Annotated in this window: 10 protein-coding genes and 1 pseudogene; 3 read left to right on the forward strand and 8 right to left on the reverse strand. The window is 40.3% G+C overall.

Going from position 1 to position 18,184, the window contains the following annotated elements; translation table 11 throughout:
- The first annotated feature begins 51 nt into the window (after positions 1-51).
- The 3 genes from PGN18_RS02530 to PGN18_RS02540 are packed head-to-tail and all read left to right on the forward strand — an operon-like array spanning position 52 to position 7,539.
- Entirely contained in the window at positions 52-3,633 is a 3,582-nt protein-coding gene (locus tag PGN18_RS02530) for a SusC/RagA family TonB-linked outer membrane protein (protein ID WP_335317788.1), read from the forward strand.
- Between the two features lie 4 nt (positions 3,634-3,637).
- Entirely contained in the window at positions 3,638-5,116 is a 1,479-nt protein-coding gene (locus PGN18_RS02535) for a RagB/SusD family nutrient uptake outer membrane protein (protein WP_335317789.1), read from the forward strand.
- On the forward strand, positions 5,116-7,539 hold the full coding sequence (locus PGN18_RS02540; RefSeq protein WP_335317790.1) for a redoxin domain-containing protein: 2,424 nt from the start codon (positions 5,116-5,118) through the stop codon (positions 7,537-7,539). Before PGN18_RS02535 ends, PGN18_RS02540 begins: the two co-directional genes overlap by 1 nt.
- Before the next feature lie 225 nt (positions 7,540-7,764).
- On the opposite strand, the gene PGN18_RS22330 is transcribed toward PGN18_RS02540, so the two are convergent.
- The 8 genes and pseudogenes from PGN18_RS22330 to PGN18_RS02580 form a co-directional block, all read right to left on the reverse strand.
- Positions 7,765-7,971: a hypothetical protein gene (locus tag PGN18_RS22330; RefSeq protein WP_442955333.1), complete on the reverse strand. Its 207-nt coding sequence runs from the start codon at positions 7,969-7,971 to the stop codon at positions 7,765-7,767.
- Positions 7,972-8,524: 553 nt separating this feature from the next.
- Positions 8,525-10,270 (reverse strand): RagB/SusD family nutrient uptake outer membrane protein, encoded by a 1,746-nt coding sequence (locus PGN18_RS02550; RefSeq protein ID WP_335317792.1) that lies wholly within the window; start codon positions 10,268-10,270, stop codon positions 8,525-8,527.
- Positions 10,271-10,281: 11 nt separating this feature from the next.
- Positions 10,282-13,371: a SusC/RagA family TonB-linked outer membrane protein gene (locus PGN18_RS02555; protein ID WP_335317793.1), complete on the reverse strand. Its 3,090-nt coding sequence runs from the start codon at positions 13,369-13,371 to the stop codon at positions 10,282-10,284.
- 13 nt (positions 13,372-13,384) lie between these two features.
- The gene (locus tag PGN18_RS02560) at positions 13,385-14,722 is read right to left on the reverse strand and encodes a RagB/SusD family nutrient uptake outer membrane protein (protein WP_335317794.1); all 1,338 of its coding nucleotides are present in this window, start codon (positions 14,720-14,722) and stop codon (positions 13,385-13,387) included.
- Entirely contained in the window at positions 14,719-15,096 is a 378-nt protein-coding gene (locus PGN18_RS02565) for a hypothetical protein (RefSeq protein ID WP_335317795.1), read from the reverse strand. Before PGN18_RS02565 ends, PGN18_RS02560 begins: the two co-directional genes overlap by 4 nt.
- Positions 15,097-15,527: 431 nt before the next feature.
- The gene (locus PGN18_RS02570) at positions 15,528-16,586 is read right to left on the reverse strand and encodes a TonB-dependent receptor domain-containing protein (protein WP_335317796.1); all 1,059 of its coding nucleotides are present in this window, start codon (positions 16,584-16,586) and stop codon (positions 15,528-15,530) included.
- Between the two features lie 859 nt (positions 16,587-17,445).
- Positions 17,446-17,628, reverse strand: a pseudogene (locus PGN18_RS02575) (TonB-dependent receptor plug domain-containing protein); the annotation flags it as partial.
- A 156-nt stretch (positions 17,629-17,784) separates the two neighbouring features.
- Entirely contained in the window at positions 17,785-18,045 is a 261-nt protein-coding gene (locus PGN18_RS02580) for a hypothetical protein (protein ID WP_335317797.1), read from the reverse strand.
- Positions 18,046-18,184 lie beyond the last annotated feature (139 nt).

Consider the following 18,184-nt stretch of genomic DNA (forward strand, 5'->3'; position numbering starts at 1 on the left):
GATTTTAAATCGGTGAGGCAAGTATTATGCTATTAAGGCAATTAACCAAACATGAAAACCAAACTATTGATGTGGGCTTACCTGCCCAATCCTTTATTCAGTAAGATCATAAAGATGATGAAACTAACCTGTTTATTACTGCTGTCCGGATTGTTGCATGTATCAGCAGCAGTATATCCCCAAGGCAAGAAAATTTCACTAAACCTGCAGAAAACAACGCTGGAAACGGTGATTAAAAATATTGAAGCCAAAACAGGTTACTCTTTTTTATACAGTAACAATAACTTTCCTTCAGACAAACAACTTGACATAAACGCTGTAGATATGCCAGTATCGGGTATTTTGGATATCATACTTAAAGGAACCGGGTTCTCTTATCGGCTAATCAATGAAAACCTGATTACTTTTACGAAAACTGAAAGATCCTCTTTAGTGCCTGTTAAAGGTAAAGTCACGGATGAACATGGGCTTCCATTGGCTGGTGCCTCTATTAAAAATTTAGATGGAAAGATATTGGCCCAGACCGATATCGATGGACTTTTTCTTATTAATGATCCGGGTAACAGTACATCGCTTATCATTAGCTATATTGGCTATATCGACCAGTCGGTTACAATTGGAACCGGAAACAGTTTGCTTCAAGTTGTACTTAAACAGCAGAGTGAGGCATTGAAAACAGTTTCGGTAGTGTCAACAGGAATTCAAACCCTGTCCAAAGAAAGAAGTGCAGGAAGTTTTGCCAAGCCGGACATGAAGATATTTGCTGCACGAACCGGATCAATGAATATCATCCAGCGATTGGATGGACTTATACCTGGCTTAACTATCAATAATGCCCCTGGTGCCACACAGGTTTTGGTCAGGGGATTGTCGACTATCAACGCGGCAAGAGGACCACTATATGTAGTTGACGGTTTTCCGATTGCGGATGTTTCAACCATCAATCCAAACGATGTGGAAGATATAACAGTGTTAAAAGATGCTACTGCTGCCTCCGTTTGGGGGGCCAGGGCATCTAATGGTGTAATTGTCATTACCACCCGAAAAGGACGAGCAGGAGGTTTGGATATTGAATACGATGGCTTTACCAACTTCCGTGGCATGCCTGATTTAGCTTATGCAAATACCCTGAGCAGTACCCAGTTTATACAGGCTGCAAGAGAGATATTTAATCCAACATTGAACCCTTTATCGGCAATAATCCCTAACGGTGCACTTAATCCAATGTTACCGCCGCATGAGCAAATTTTATATAACCTGAACAGCGGGGCAATCAGTAGTGCCACGGCTGATGCGCAGCTTAGTGCACTGGCAAATACCAATAACCTAAGTCAGATGCGTGAAGTCTGGTACCGAAATGCCATGTTAAGCAATCATACCCTATCACTAAAGGGTGGTGGCGATCGCTATAAGATTTACAGCTCTATGGCTTATACCGATAACCAGAGCGTCTATCAGGGCGAAAAAAATAATGCTTACAAAATCAATGTTCGTCAGGATATGGATTTTAACAAGGTGTTAAGTGGTTATTTAATCACCGATCTGACAAATAACATCAGGGCATCAAAAAATAATTTTGCACCCGACAGCCGTCTTTTGCCTTACGTGCTTTTTAGAGACCAGGCAGGTAACAGCATTCCTTTATCGTGGCTAAACATGTCGGATGCCGTTAGAAAGAATTTTGAAACCCAGAGCCAGGTAAGCTTAAACTATAACCCTGTAGACGAATTTGATTTGCGGAGTAGTAAAAGCGAAGATTTAATCAATAGAATAGTTGCCGGGATTACATTAAAGCCAGCCAAAGGCTTAAAGTTTGAGGGCATTTATGGTTATTATAAGGCCACAACCAAAAATACCACTTTTAGCGATCAGAACAGCTATGCCGTGCGATCAGAGCTTGCCACATTTACGGTAGCACCAACTGCTACGGGCGGTACCCCAACCTATTATTTACCCACAACAGGTGGCGGTTTATCCACTTTAAATCAAAGCCAGCGCAACTGGAACATCAGAAACCAGGTTAGCTACGATAAGAACTGGAATGACCAGAAACACCAGCTCACCATTCTTGCCGGTCAGGAAATACAGAATCAGCTTGCCATATCAAACAGTTCTTATGTCAGAGGTTATAATCCTGATCTATTAACCTATGGAACTATTGATTACAAAACGTTGGGCAATGGTATTCTTAATACTGTTCTTCCAAATAGTGGCAGCAGAAGTGTGTTATTTGACAATTCATTCAGTGCCGGTGAACAGGAGAATAGGGTGGTGTCTTATTATGCAAATGCCGGATATACTTTCAATAATAAATACACGGTTAATGGAAACTGGCGACTGGACCAATCGAGTCTTTTTGGTAAAGATAAATCTGCCCAGGACAGGCCTGTAGGTAGCGGAGGCTTAAGCTGGTATGCCAGCCATGAAAATTTCCTTCAAAATATCAACTGGTTGGATAGGTTGATTTTAAGGGGAACCTATGGTGTTACAGGTCTATCTCCGATCATTGGTACGGCAGCCTCCTACGATATCGTAATTGCTGAACAAAACTTTATCTTCCCTGATGGAAAAGGGGTTAGGATTGGTACGCCTGCAAACAGGAGGTTAAGCTGGGAATCTACGAAAACCTTAAACTTAGGGATTGATTTCACTGTCTTTAACCGGATTAATGCCAGTATCGATGTATACCGTAAAAACACGGACCACCTGATAGGATATTTGCCAGTTAATCCTTTTACAGGGTATACCAGCATTACCGGTAACATGGGTGAAATTGCTAATAATGGTGTAGAGGCAAACATCAGCATTCAAAATATCAATACTGCAAAATTTAGCTGGAGTACGCTTTTAAACGTGGCCTACAATCAAAATAAAATTAAATCGCTAAGTACTGCTGTGCCAGTAAGTACAGGTAACGGGTTGATTTCTCAAAGCTACCTGGAAGGCTATTCCGCATTTTCTGTTTTTGCCTACCGGTATGCCGGGTTGGATCAGGTGGGTGATCCACAGGTGTACCTGGAAGATGGCTCTGTAACGAAAGCTATTAATGCTACGAAAGTATCTGACATTTTATATAAAGGAACCTATCAACCCGTTTGGAGCGGGGGTCTGACCAATGTTTTCAGTTATGAAAACTTCAGGTTGAGTGCGAACGTTATCTTTAACCTGGGGTATGTCATGCGCAGGGATGTAACTACGCTTTTTTCTGGCGGTAGGTTGACCAATAATGAGCATGAAGAATTTATGGGCCGCTGGAAAAATCCGGGCGATGAATCAATAACAAACATTCCAGCCTATATTGCAGCTAATGGAACCAGCAGTAGCCAGCGCAATGTGAATTACTACAAAATGGCTGATATCAATGTTCTTGATGCTAGTTTCGTAAAATTAAGGGACGTCACCTTGTCTTATGATCTTCCAAAAGAGTGGATGTCAAAAATTCACCTAAAGGGAATCAGTCTGAGGGCACAGTTATCGAATGTTATGCTATGGAAAGCGAATCATTATGGTATAGATCCGGAGTTTCAGGATGCCAGCGGTCAGGCATCAAACATTGGCAATACTTCCGGCGGTTACAGGACAATGCCGGTAAATCAAAATACGATATCAATTGGAGCTCATGTTAACTTCTAAGAAAATGAAAGCATTAAATAAACTTGAATATTTAGCCATAATGGCAATAACTTTAACAATTGGATTGTCTGCATGTAATAAGGAATATCTGGACCTTAAACCTAAAGGAAAGCTAATTGCACAAAGTACATCAGATTATAATTTACTATTTAATAACACAGCCCTCATTAATACCGGTGCGAGCGTAACTGAATTTCCAAATGGACAGTTGATTCTGGGAGATGAAGTATTGAGTGCCGAGCCTTATTTTTCTGGTGGTGCATTGAGGACGCAACGATTTTTCAGGTATGATCAAGATACTTATAATCCGGAAGATGATAATGCCGAAATGAAAGGGATTATGACACAACTTTATACCTATAACAAGATTGCAAATGAAGTGCTGGAATCGACCGGTGGTACTGATGATCAAAAAAATGCACTTTATGCAGAGGCTTTAGCCAACAGAGCCTGGTGTTACTTTATGCTGGTTAATTTTTATGGAAAACCCTATAATGCTGCTACAGCAGCTACCGATCTTGCCTTTCCTATTATCACAGCAGCAGATGTGGCCGAAACAAAATTTACGCGGGCTACAGTCCAGGCAGTTTACGATTTTATGATAAAGGATCTTAGAGATGCCATTCCAATGTTACCGGTTAATACTTCAATACGGGCACGGTTGAGCAAAGCCGCTGCTGAAGGCTTGTTGGGTAAAGTTTTGGTTTTCATGGGTAGGTATAGCGATGCGCTTCCATACCTGAACAGTTGTATTGCCGATTTACCAACCAATTATAGTGTAGCATTGTACAATTTAAATGTAACAATGGCAAATTCCGGTACGGCGGGTGCCTGGGGCTACAATCCATCTACTAATCCGGCAAGCTATCAAAGCCTTTATCCAACAGCATGGCTGAATACCGAAAATATCTTCTGCAAACAGGTCAATGCAGGTGGGTTTAATGCCTTCAATTCTGATATCCTACTAACTCCGGAAGCCGCCGCGCTATTCAAATCATCCGATATGAGGCTTCGTTTTTTCAGCTCAAAGGCATCAGGAGGTGCAGATTTACCTGTTAAAGGCGCACTGCGCAGAAATAGTGGCACAGTTGTTCAAATTGGGGTTAGATTGGCAGATGTTCAATTACTAAGGGCTGAATGTCTAGCCAGATCAAACAGAAGCGCGGACGCGGTAACGATTTTGGAAACTTTCAGAGCGACAAGGATGCCAGCTGCAGACGCTTCAGTGAACATGTCGGATAAAACAGCACTGATCCGTTTCATCATGGAGGAACGTACAAGAGAATTTGCAATTAATGGATTTCGTTGGTTTGATATGCGGAGACTGTCAACCGACCCGATATTCTCTGCCGATGTTTATAAGCACCGTTATTATGATACAAATGGAAAAATGACAGAATACTCCTTAACTACAGATCGTTTGACCCTGCGTTTTACCCAAAAGGTTTTAGATGCCAACCCAGGTATGACTAACAATCCATAATGATGAAATTAAGTAAGATTATATTCTCTTCCCTGCTGCTCTTCTCGATTAGAGCTGCTGCGCAACAGACGTTTATTTCCGGCAATTTCAACTCCACGCAGAAAGAGGTCAAAGTGGAAGATATTTCAGAATTTCAGTATTTACAGCCACAAAATGAGAACTTAACGGTTAAGACAGATACAGAGGGAAATTTCAGTATACACTTTGATCTAAAGAAGCCCGGATATTATCGAATCGGCCGTAACATCCTGTTTTTAAGCCCGGGAGATAACCTCAAAGTAGCGATTAATCACCTCAATCCAAATCTTTCTACCTTTGCAGGAACAGGACATGAGGCAAATAACTATCTAAAAAACACCCCGTTTCCTAAAGGTGGGTCTTACCTTGAGTCTGGTAAAAACATTAGTCCGTACCCTAAGGTTCAGTTGGAAAACATTCTTAACAAAGAAAGGGAACGTAGCCTGGAACTGAACAGGTTAAAAGGTGTAAATTTGGGATTCAAAAACCTTGAAGCCGCACGTATTAAGGCTGATGTGGTAAATAGCATTAATTCCGTGCGCTATTACGCCCCAATGAAATTAAAACTGTCTAATGATACAGCGGTAAGGTATTTAGATACTTTTCATCAGCTTGCGAAGTCTAAGCTAAATATTTGCCTGCGCGAATTGAAGAGACCGGAATACCTCCAACTACCCGTGGTCAGGGATATTGCCCGTTTGATTTCAACCAATAGTGCCAAGTATCAAAAAAGTGATATCGCCTTCTTAGCAAGGGTTAGAGATTGGATAATAGCCGATTCTTTGACCGCGCTGATGACGGGGATGGAAGATAAGGCAAAGATAGCTGCCTTTTCCAGTCAGTTGCAATCCATAAAATTCCTTGATTACCGCCAAGCGGCCTTCAGGACCAGGAGTAGTCTGTTGAAATATGGAGATGGCGATTTAGCTGTTGATTTTTACGCTACCGACCAGGATGGTAATGCTGTTAAACTATCTGATTGGAAGGGTAAGGTAATTTTTATAGATCTATGGGCAACCTGGTGTGGCCCTTGTCTCCAGCAAATGCCTGGTTTCGAAAAGTTGAAACAACAGTATTCCGGGAATAAAGATGTGTTATTTGTTTCACTTTCAATTGATGAAAATGTGGACGACTGGAAAAAGAATGTAGCATTTAGGAAGGCCGGAGGGCTTCAATGGCATATCAACAGAACCGGTCTAAAAGATTATCATGTAATCAATATCCCGCGTACGATAATTATCAACCAGCATTTTAAAATTGCGAATTTTCAAGCACCTGCTCCTTCCTCGAAAGATAATATCATACTATTGAATAAATTGTTGAACAATGCGAAAGGGAGTGATAATTTTACCATCAACGGAAAACTTACGGAAGTTGAGGCTGGCAGCGTACTTTTTTTAAGCTATCAGGGAAAAGATGATCAAGCCATCCGGGATTCGGTTAAGCTAACTGATGGCAACTTTCATTTTGAAGGGACAGTCCGAGAAACCAGAATGGCAAGCTTGCTGCTCAGCCATACGGGTTCCTACGTTGTAAAAAAGAATTCAGATCAAACGAATATTCTCATCGGTAATCATAAACTGAACATTACAGGGACAGATTCGATTGCTACTGCAAGTGTTTCTGGTGATGACGAAAATTTAGCATATTGCCAATTGAACCGTGAACTAAGACTGTTAAAAACGGCCCAAAGGGCCATTTTATATCAGCTTACGCCCGAAAATCGAGCTAATGTAATGTTTATGAGAGGCATTAGGCAAAAAAATGAGGGTTTAGTATTAGGACAGAGAAATATCGAGAAGGCTTTCATTATGAAAAACCCTGATCTTATGGCCAGTCTGAACGTGCTGAAATCCTACGCCGGTCCGGTAATCGATGTAAAGGAAATTAAGCCGCTGTTCAATGGGCTATCTGCAAATGTAAGACAAAGCTTTTCCGGAAAAGAACTTGGCCAGACAATTGAACTACTGAACACCATTTCAATAGGGCAAATGGCGCCTGATTTTAAATCAAATGATGAATCAGGAAAAACAGTTAGCCTGAGCGATTTTAGGGGTAAGTATGTGTTGCTTGATTTCTGGGCCAGCTGGTGTGCACCATGCAGGGCGGAAAATCCCAACATTTTGTCCCAATATGAAAGATATAAAAATGATGGTCTTGAGGTTTTAGGTGTTTCTCTTGATGCAGCAAGTTCTAAGGGTGCATGGCTTAAAGCGATTAAAGATGATGGTTTAACCTGGACTAATGTGTCAGATTTGAAAGGATTTGAGAGCAGTGTTGCAAATCTCTACCATATCAATGCCATCCCTCAAAATTTTCTCATTGACCCGTCAGGTAAGATTATAGCCCGAAATTTAAAAGCGGAGAGTATTGCTAAAACATTAGAAGAATATTTCCCAAAATAACATTACCTTATAACAAAATCCAATGTTGTTTTAGTTTAGTTAATGAAAAGTTGGGGCAATGCCGGATGGCTTGCCCTCAACTTAAAATATGAGATCCTATCTCTATTACATTTTATGGTAGTATTGATAATATTTTGGAAATATTGGTTACGTACATGCTAATCCATATTTGAATTGCTCATTTCAATGCGATTTTTTTGCACTTGGGAATAAACATATTCGCTGTCAACCGTAGCTTTGACACCCACTTTTGCATATACAAAATCGAGGGTTTTCAGGTATATCCGCAGACAGGCTGGTTGGTGCACAAAATATCAATGAGGATACATTTCCATCTACCCGTACATCGCGGAATAAATGGTCGGTTAATACTGATTTGCCCAAGTACAGGCGTACCAATTCTACATTAGCTGTTTGCACGACCTTATTCACTACAAAACTGGTGTTAATGGTATTGCCAGATTTTGTAAAGGTTTCGTTGGTGATGGAGAAATTTGCTGTTACCAGAACATCAATATTTTCGTTTTCTGTTAGGCTTATCCTGATGGCATTAGTGGCTTGCTGAAGCCATGGGGCGTCAGTGCGTCATGTAAGTTTATATTGGCCTGCAAATAACTCTGCCGAGAAACTCCCGCCCTGATTCATACATACATAAATAGGAGATTTTAGGGGATAGCCGTTCCGTCACAGTTAAACTTTTTTGAAATTAGATTGATGTGAAAAGTTTAGAGGTATTATCATTTAAATATATTTGCCATATTGGTGAAAAATTCAAAATCAAGCCTTCTTATGAAGAATAATATCTCAAGGCTTGCAATTTAATACAACTGCTAATGGCTCTAACTAAATGTGACAAGTCATGTTATGATGTTTTTAATATGACAATTTGTAAAAATATTTAGCACGGACATTATATGAAAAATATTGGCACCTGCTTCTACAAGCAAGTGCCGGGAAAACTCCTGATCAATCCGGTACGATTTATTTAATATCCTGGGTTCTGTACCATTGAAGGCATTTTCGATATCTCTACCTGAGGAATAGGCATCAAATAATTTTGTGGCCTAAATACATGTAAGCGAATCGTGTTATCAACTTTATAAGCGAAATTATTGCCTGTTTTGGTAATAATCATCGCGCTATTGTAACCATTGTTTACAGCCTCAGCTATTTTCCATCTCCTGATGTCATTCCAGCGATGATCTTCGTTCATCAGTTCTATCCTTCTTTCATTTTGGATAAACGCCCTCATCTCCTCAACGCTCATATTGGCTTTGATACCATACATACCATCGGCCCCGGCATCAATACCGGCTCTTTTTCTAATTGCAATGAGTTTAGGATAAGCAAGAGCAGTTTGGCCGGTTTCATTGATGGCCTCTGCATAGTTGAGTAAAATTTCAGCATATCTGATTAATGGCCAGGCCCTTTCGGTTACGAATGAACTGTTGGCTGAAATATTTTCATCGCACATTTTACGGCTGTAATATCCTGTCGTGGTAGGACCGGTCTTGGTAGATGAAACGTATCCATCAGAAGCGGCACCATCGAAGGTATTTACAGCGATCTTTGTACCTGTAGTTGTGCTATAATACGGTGAGCCGTTATATATAATGGAATATCCAAAACGCGGATCACGGTTAACATAAGGATTACTGGCAACAAAGCCTGATGTCGGATCGTAAGTTGATTTTCCATTTTTCATTGGAAACGACCTGGCCAGTTGCTCTGTCGGCTGAGAATTTTTGGCACCTCCTCTTGATGGCGGATTATAGTACCCTTCAAAATCTCTGTTGGTTGGCCTTTGCATGGCGAAAATCTGTTCGGTATTGGGGTACCTTTTCAAAAATGTATTGTAGAATCCATATCCGGGTGCCGTTACGTTATCTTCCATCAGGGAATAATAATTGGTATTAATTACAGCTTCTGCTGCCGCAGCAGCTTTTTGCCAGTAGGAAACATTATAGGACGGGTAACTTACTGTGGCAGCCAGGGCTCCCGTAGCGATAGATCCTCCATTAAATAACGGGCTTGCGGCGTATAACAATACTCTTGATTTTAAAGCCAGGCAGGCCCCGCGGGTTGCTCTGCCAAAATCCTGTTCTGCATATTCAGTTGGTGCAGGAAGTACGGCTGCTACAGCATCCAGTTCCCCTACAACATAATCTACAGATGCCTGAAAACTTGATCTCGGGAGATCGATCACATCATTAATGCCATAAACGTTGTTTCCAATCAATGGCACACCACCAAAATTAATGAGCAGAAAATGGTAGTACCATGCCCTTAGGTAGCGGGCTTCAGCAGCCATCCTTGTTTTTAAAGGAGCACTTAAGGGCGTACCCGGAAGTTTAGCTAAAAACAGGTTAACTTTCCGGATATTGGCATACGGCGTAGACCAGAAATCGGGAACAGCGCCCTGGCTAAAAAAATTGTTAGGTGAAATGGTACCATTATACATAATTACTGCCGATTGGCCAACTCCTGAATAGGCATATTCTGCATCATCGGTAGCCATTTCCGTATTTCCGTGCGAGCTGAACCTGCCTTTGTTAAAACTGTATCCTATTCCACTATAGATGTTCGTTAAAAAGCCTATTGTTTTTACGCTATCGGTAAAAATTGATTCTTCAGTTTCGCCTGTACTGGCCTGACCATCTAAAAAATCAGTTGATTTTTTACAGGATGTGTATACGATTACAAATGCCAGTATTATAAAAATCTTTTTCATATCTGTTTTCACTAAAATGTAACACTTAAACCAAAATTTAGCATACGCTGAGGCGGATATTTAATCCTGTCCTGACCGGAATTTGATTCGGGGTCAAACTGATATCTTTTTCCCAGGTTGGAAAAAGTTAACAGGTTATAACCATTTACGTATGTGCGTATCGATTGAACCTTGACTTTATCCAGAAAACTTTGCGGCAAGGTGTAACTAAATTCTGCATTTTTTAAACGGAGGTAATTACCTGATACCGCCCAGAAAGTAGAAGGAAAGGTAGAAGGGCTGCTGATCCCGGGATTTAAACTTAGCAACGGATATTGTGCATTATCACCGAGTTCGGGAGTCCAGCTGTTTTGGTGTACAGATGTTAGCTTAGAAGAGAAAGCCTGTATGGCCTCGGCAACACCCCTTACCTGGAAATTTGTCGCCGCCTGGAAAAGCAGGGTTAGTCCAAAGTTTTTATAATTAAAACCAAGATCTAATCCATAATTGGTATTAGGAAGATTTGGCTGGCCAATATAAGCCTGGTCATAAGAATCTATCTTGCCATCACCATTCAAATCTGCATATTTTAAATCGCCTACCCTTGGTGTAACAATTGGTACCGGGCTGGCAGCAATATCTGCTGCAGAAGTATAAAATCCTATCCACTGATAAAGGAAACCCGCGCCAATACTATTTCCGGTAGCCTGCTGGTAAGCAAATGCCTGTTTAGGCTCATCTCTGAATAAAATTTTGTTTTTAGCATAAGAATAGTTTGCTCTTACAGAGTAACCAAATTCTCCGATATTATCACGGTAAGATAATTCAATCTCACCGCCCTGGTTCTGAACCCTGCCTAAGTTTACTGGTGGCAGCCCCACACCAAAAACGGAGGAAACGGTTCCCCTGCTGGTTAAAATATCATAACGCTCGTTTTTGAAAAACTCTACAGAGCCTGCTAACTTGCTTTTGAATAAAGAGAACTCCAAAGCCAGGTTGAGTTTCTTTTCTTTTTCCCAGGTCACATTATCGTTGCCAAGGCTACCTTCATAAAAGCCAGCATAGTTGTTGCTTCCCGTTCCGAAGTTTGCATCACCACCGCGATAATAATTTTGTTGATAGTAATAAGCAAAATTGTCGCCTATCCGGTCGTTACCAACCAGACCATATGAACCTTTAAGTTTTAAGAAGTTGATAAATTTAATATTGTCTTTAAAGAAATTTTCTGACGAGATATTCCATCCTACTGATGCTGCCGGGAAAAAACCATATTTTTTAGATCCCACAAAAAGGTCAGATCCATTATACGCATTGTTGAACTGGAACAAATATTTATCATCATAATCATAACCCACCCGGCCTGAATAGCCTTTAAAATTGTTGGGAACAAAGTTATAAACCGGATTTGGATTATATTTGATAACCGAGTTGGTGTTCATTAATGCCAATGCATAAACATGGTGCTTGCCAAAACTGCGGTCATAATTCAGATGGATCTGAGTAGTTAAATTTCTAACCGTACTCCCCGGACTGTAACCAATAAAGTACCTTCTAACTCTGTAAATATTAGGATCTCTTGGTGCATAAGTATTATTTACCGGGTCGTAAATAAAGGAAGGAAACTGATCCCTGGTCATACTGCGGGTATAATTATGTGTACTCGCATAAGAAAGCACACCCTTAATGGATAAGCCTTTGGTGATAAAATCCAGCTTTTGAACTGCATTGGCTACCAGGTTCATATTATTTTCAAAACTCCTGCTATAGCCATAATGTGCAATGCGGCCTACAATATTGTTCTGGTTATAATTTGGATTTTCATCTCTTTGCCAGGTGCTGTAGCCATAACTGTCATCCGGATTGTATATCGGATAGGCCCAGGGTGCCAGTGAGGCGAAACTTACATAATCATAAAATAAATCGTTATAACCAAACGCACTGGCAATGTTGTTGTTATTGGTGATGGAAATGTTGCCATAAAGATCCAACCTGAGATCGAGCGTTTTGGTTGCTTTAATATCCAGGTTTGACCTATAATTATACCGGTTGTAATAAAAATTTGAATTTACGCCATTATCAGCACTGTAATTCTTCAACAAACCATCCTGAACCAGGTAGCCACCTGAAACAAAGTATTTTACTTTTTCTGTTCCGCCGTTAATATCAAAGTTCCCTTTTGCTTGCGTGCTGAAGTCTTTAAAAAGTATCTTTTTCCAGTCGTTATCCGGATGGCCATAGGGGTCAGACCCATCCTTAAATTTTTGAAGGTCATCTGCTGTCCATCTGGGTGCCAAACCGTCGTTTGCCCTGGCCTGGTTATACAATAGGGCAGTTTCATAAGAACCTAAAAAATCAGGCATTATGGTTGGCTGCATGACGCTGAACTCATTTCTCAATGAAATTTTTGGCTTACCGATTTTTCCTCTTCTTGTGGTAACCACCACAACCCCATTGGCCCCTTTCACCCCATATATCGCTGTTGTAGCCGCATCTTTTAAAATACTTACATCTTCGATCTCATTTGGATCAAGCAATGAAAACTGGGCAGCTGAATATTCAATATCATCTACCATGATCAATGCCTGGTTTGAGCCCGAATTATAAGAACTGACCCCCCTGATAAAAAATTCTGCTCCGTCAGCACCCGGTCTGCCCGAACGTTGCTGAGAGAAATATCCCGGCAAACGGCCAACCAGCGTATTCTGTAAACTTGCTGATGGGTTTTGCCTGATTGTTTCACCAGAAATTGTACTGATAGACCCTGTAGTGGTAATTTTTTTTTGCTTTCCATATCCGAGTACAACTACGTCTTCAAGATTATTATTATCAATCTCCAACCGTACATTTAAAGTACTGCGCCGATCAACATTAACCGTTTGTGTAACGAAACCAATATAGCTGAACTGTAAAACACCACTTTTTCCTTTAAGTGTTATTCTATATTTTCCATCACTATTAGTGAGAACAGCATTGGCAACATCTTTCTCTTTAACAGATACACCGACTAAAACGCCCACATTATCTCTTACCGTACCTTCTACGGTTATTGTTTGTGCTTTAGCGAAATTTATGATTGCTGTTAAAAACAAAAACAGCAATATTTTATGTATGTAAATCTTCATATTTTGTTGTGTTTTACCAGCCTTCATTTTGAATCATTTTACTATTTTTCACAATCTCTGAATACGGTAGCGGCATATGATAAAGTTTATTGGTAAACAGCAGGTTAGCCGCCGGTTGTGTCTGATAGGTGAAAGTGTTATCGGCATTTTTAGTAATTTTAACGCCGTTAACATTTGTGTTCAAAACAGCAGGGGCAATTTTCCATCTTCTCACATCCCAAAAACGATGTTCTTCAAATGCAAGTTCAATTCGCCGTTCATTAAATATCAGCGTGCGCAAATCACTTTGAGAAACGCCTGAAGGAATACCGTATCTGGCGTTCGTGCCTGCAGTTATACCTGCTCTGGCCCTGATTAATTTTAATTGGGCAACTGCATCTTCAGTCCTTCCCATTTCATTTAAGGCCTCAGCATAATTGAGAAGGATTTCAGCATACCTGAAAAGTATAAAATTATGCGATTGATTGGTGTAGGTTGTATTATTGGAAAAATCAGCCATAAACTTACGGACATAAAAACCAGTTTTTGTCTGAATGGTGGTACCACCAGGTTTATCTAATCCACCTTCGAAAGTCTGCACCCCTCTTCTTAGCCAGGTTGCACCATTATAAAATATGGTTAAGTAAAACCTGGGATCTCTATTAAGATAAGGATTAGCCGGATTATATCCTGACGCGGGCGAAGTACTGTTTATGGCCAGGCCATTATTCATAGGAAACGCATTGACCAGTTCTGAAGTGGCACTTGTTCTTCCTAAACTTAAGGCGGGTGTTGCATATCCGGATGGTGCATTGATGGATTCTATGTTAGCATTGGTTGTACCCTGTTTACTCAATATCACTTCTGTATTTCTGTTTACCACAAACACATTATTAAAAGACGACTGAAGTGCATAATAACCGATACCAATCAATTCTTCTGAGGCATCAATTACTTTTTGCCAGCGGGATGCATCATAGCTCGGATAACCTGTTAACGCCTTTGTATTCGAATTAGATTCAAAACCGCCGCCATTAAAAAGCGGACTTGCTGCATAAAGATAAGTACGGCATTTTAAGGCAATAGCTGCGCCCTTCGATATTCTTCCCCAATCGGATGTACCGTAATTCGCCCCCTTTTCAAATCTTAAGCTATCTTTTATGGCATCACATTCAGAAACAATATAATTCACACAGTCAGCATAGTTATTCCTGGAAATTTCAAGGTCATCTTCTACCGTAAAAATTTTATTTCCAACGAGTGGTACCCCTCCGTACCTTTTCACCAGTTCGAAATACATCAGTGCCCCTGATAAATCTGGCTTCAGCTTTCCAGTATTGTTTGGTGATCGCTGCCATCGGTACTTTATCAATATTGCTGAGAAAGATATTGGCCGCTCTGATTCCTGCGTAACTGTTTCCCCCAGTATGGATCAGGATTATTGATCACACTGATTCTTCCATTTGTATAAAATTCTACCTGGGTATTGTTTCTTGAAGGGATTGCATCGCCTGAAGCAGCATCAAGATAATCACCGTCGATGCGGTTAAATCCTGTAGGAATGTAAGTATAAACGCTATTGAGGAAAAAACCAGCTACTGTAGCATTTTTATCCTGATCATCCCATACCAGGTCTTCTCTGATCCAATCACGGGGCTCAGTTTCAACTTTCTTGCAGGCACCCAGAACAAGTAGCCCAAATAAAGAAAACAAAAGGATAAATCTGTTATAATAAGTTATTTTCATGTTTTTAAAGCTTAATGTTAATACCTAGGTTTATTAATCGCTGAATTGGATAGGCGCCGTTATACACTTCCGGATCAACACGATCATAAGCAGATAAGGTTAATAAATTGTTGGCACTTGCAAATATCCTTGTGGATTGCAAACCAATTCTTTGAATCAACTTATTGGGTAAAGTGTATCCTAACTCAATATTTTTCAACCGAATATAATTTCCTGATCGCATCCAATAGCTTTGAAAATGCCTGGTTATTGATATTGGCTCCAATACTTAAGCGTGGATAGGTTGCATTTGGATTAGAAGGCGTCCACCTGTCAAGATTATTATCCCAGCCTGCCCCAGCCCATTATTCTGGAATGCCCATTCACTGTTCCCTGCCACGTAAATTGTTCTGTTAAATGCGCCCTGAACCAAAGCACTGAAGTCAAATGATTTAAACTGAAAGCCAAGGGTGGTACCAAAAAAACATAAGGGGTTTTAACTGGCCAATCGGGGTTTGATCAAACTGATTGATTAGCCCGTCTCCGTTGAGATCCCTGTACTTGATGTCGCCGGGCTGCGCATTATACCCTTCCAATTTTGCACTTGCGTTAATTTCTGCCTGAGATTGAAATAGACCATCAGCAATATAACCGAAATTCTGACCAACCATTTGCCCTGTTCTTCTCATCCATGGAAAAGGTTGATTTACTTCATCTATATCCACTACTTTCGAGTCTTGAATATTAAAGTTACCGGCTAGAAAATAGCTAAAATCTTTACCTACCTGCTGTTGCCAGTTCAGGTTAAAGTCCCAGCCATTGTATTGGTACCTGCCAATATTCTCATTAGGAAATGTTTGTCCTAAAATGGCTGAATTCTTTCCCCGCTGCATCAACATATCGGAATACCTGTTATCATAATATTCGGCTTTGAAACCAAGTTTATTACTTAACAGGGTACCTTGAATACCGAGATTTAATTTTTTTGCCTGTTCAAATGTGATGAAAGGATTAGCCAGAGGCTGTTCGAAAATACTGGTTTGTGAACCAGGGCTGGATCCGAAATAAGCTGCAGGGCCGTCAAAATAACGTTGTATATAGCTGAAATAACCTGGGTTATCATTACCGTTCTTACCATAAGATGCATATAATTTCAAACCATTCAGCCATTTTTTATTAGCAAGAAATTTTTCACTGGTAATATTCCATGACAGCCCTACGGCCGGAAAGAAACCATATTTAAAATCACCTGCCGGAGGATAATAATTAGAACCGTTGTAAGCAAAGGCCATTTCAAAGGTATACCTGTTGTCATAAGTATAAGCTGCCCTACCTGCAATTCCTTTTATGGTATAAGGCAGATCAGAATCAGTTACAGAATTATCACGATTGGCAAAGGCTACTGCACTGATCCTCATTTTTCCCGAATGTGCGGTCATATCCCATCTTAAACTCCAGGTAATCTGCTCGGGCCTGGTAATTAAGGGCGTTACCGTTAGCCTGTGTTCCATTGTTTCCGTATTGGGTGTAAACATTGGTGGTTGGATTGTATGCAAATGAAGCAAATGATTTGCCACGAAGAATATCTTCGGACAATGTTGAATATAAGGAAACCGAAGCCCTGATCCACAAACCTTTGGTGATCTCATCCAGTGTTCTTTTAATAAAAAAATCAGCAAGAACATCGCGCTTATAGTTTGCAGTATAACCAGAATTTACGGTTTGTCCGTAAATGTTGGTCTGGAAATTGGCCGACGTACCATAACTACCATTAGGATTGTAAACCGGATAAGCATTATTCGGAGTAAGCAACAGGCTATTTATAATGGCCTGTGTACTGCTACCAAGGTTGGATATACTAAAACCCGGACCATTTCCGTTTAGTATCCGCCCTAATAGATTTACGCCGGCTGACAATTTTGAATTGATCTGCAGGTCAATATTGGAACGGATAACATAACTTAAAAATTTATTATTCGTATCATATTTGCTATCGGCTGAGGTTTGGAAAAATCCACTCTGGTTGATGTGTTCCAAAGCAACAAAATATCTGCCCCAATTATTGCCTCCTGAAATATCCAGTGAATACTGGTCAAAACGCGTATTTTTTTTCAGTATCTGGCTTCTCCAATCTACATCAGGATGACCAAAAGGATCAGATCCTGTAGCGTAGGCATTTAAATCACTTGGTGTGTAAGGCTGGGTAAGGCCGTCATTTTGGGCTGCTTCGTTGTAAAGTGTGGCGTAATTAAAGGAATTCAATGCAACAGGCTGTTTTAAGGGATTTTGAAATGCAGTTTGTGCTTTAAAAGAAATGGTCTGCTTAGCCTTAGAACCTCTCTTGGTGGTAATCAGTAAAGCACCGTTAAATCCCTTAACGCCCAGCATGGCAGTAGAAAGGGCATCTTTTAAAACGGTTACAGATTCTATTTCATCTAAATTGATGATTGAGAAACCTCTTGGAATTCCATCAATAATCAATAAAGGTCCTCTCCCTCTTAAAGACAGTGATGACCCGTCTGCACCGGGTTGACCTGAACTTTGCAAGGCATATAAACCGGGATAACCGGCCTGTTAACGCAGTGCTGAGCGAGGTAACTGGCATCTTATTGAGATCAGATGTATACACCGCATCTGTTGATGTTGCGGTATGAAGAGGATTGGTAACAACGCCAAAAAGCAGCCTGGTTTCCCCTCTCCTGTTTCAAACTACATTTTAGAATTGACAACAATCGTATTTTCGGTTAGGCTTAAAACTTTATACTCGAAAAATTTTTTGGCATTTAAGCTAAGCAATAATAAATCGTCTTTTTGGGCTGAAATGGAAAAAATGCCATCTCTATTAGAAACTGAAGTTGATCCGGTACGTTTGACTTTAACGGTCACCCCCCTCAAAGGCACCTGATTTTCGTCAAAAAGTGTAGCGGTAAATTTGGTCGTATCCTGCTGAAACGCGAATTTGGTTTTCACTGCGCTCGCCTTATAAAAAAGTCCAAGACTAAAAATACAGACGCACAAAAAGATTCGTAAAATTTCTTTCATCGTTATTTGGTTAGTTTTTGTTATTGTTTTAAATTTTTTAACAGTTGTGATCAGACATTATCTGATT

Origin of the sequence: Pedobacter terrae (genome assembly GCF_036946585.1) — a bacterium.
Classification (GTDB): Bacteria; Bacteroidota; Bacteroidia; order Sphingobacteriales; family Sphingobacteriaceae; genus Pedobacter; species Pedobacter terrae_C.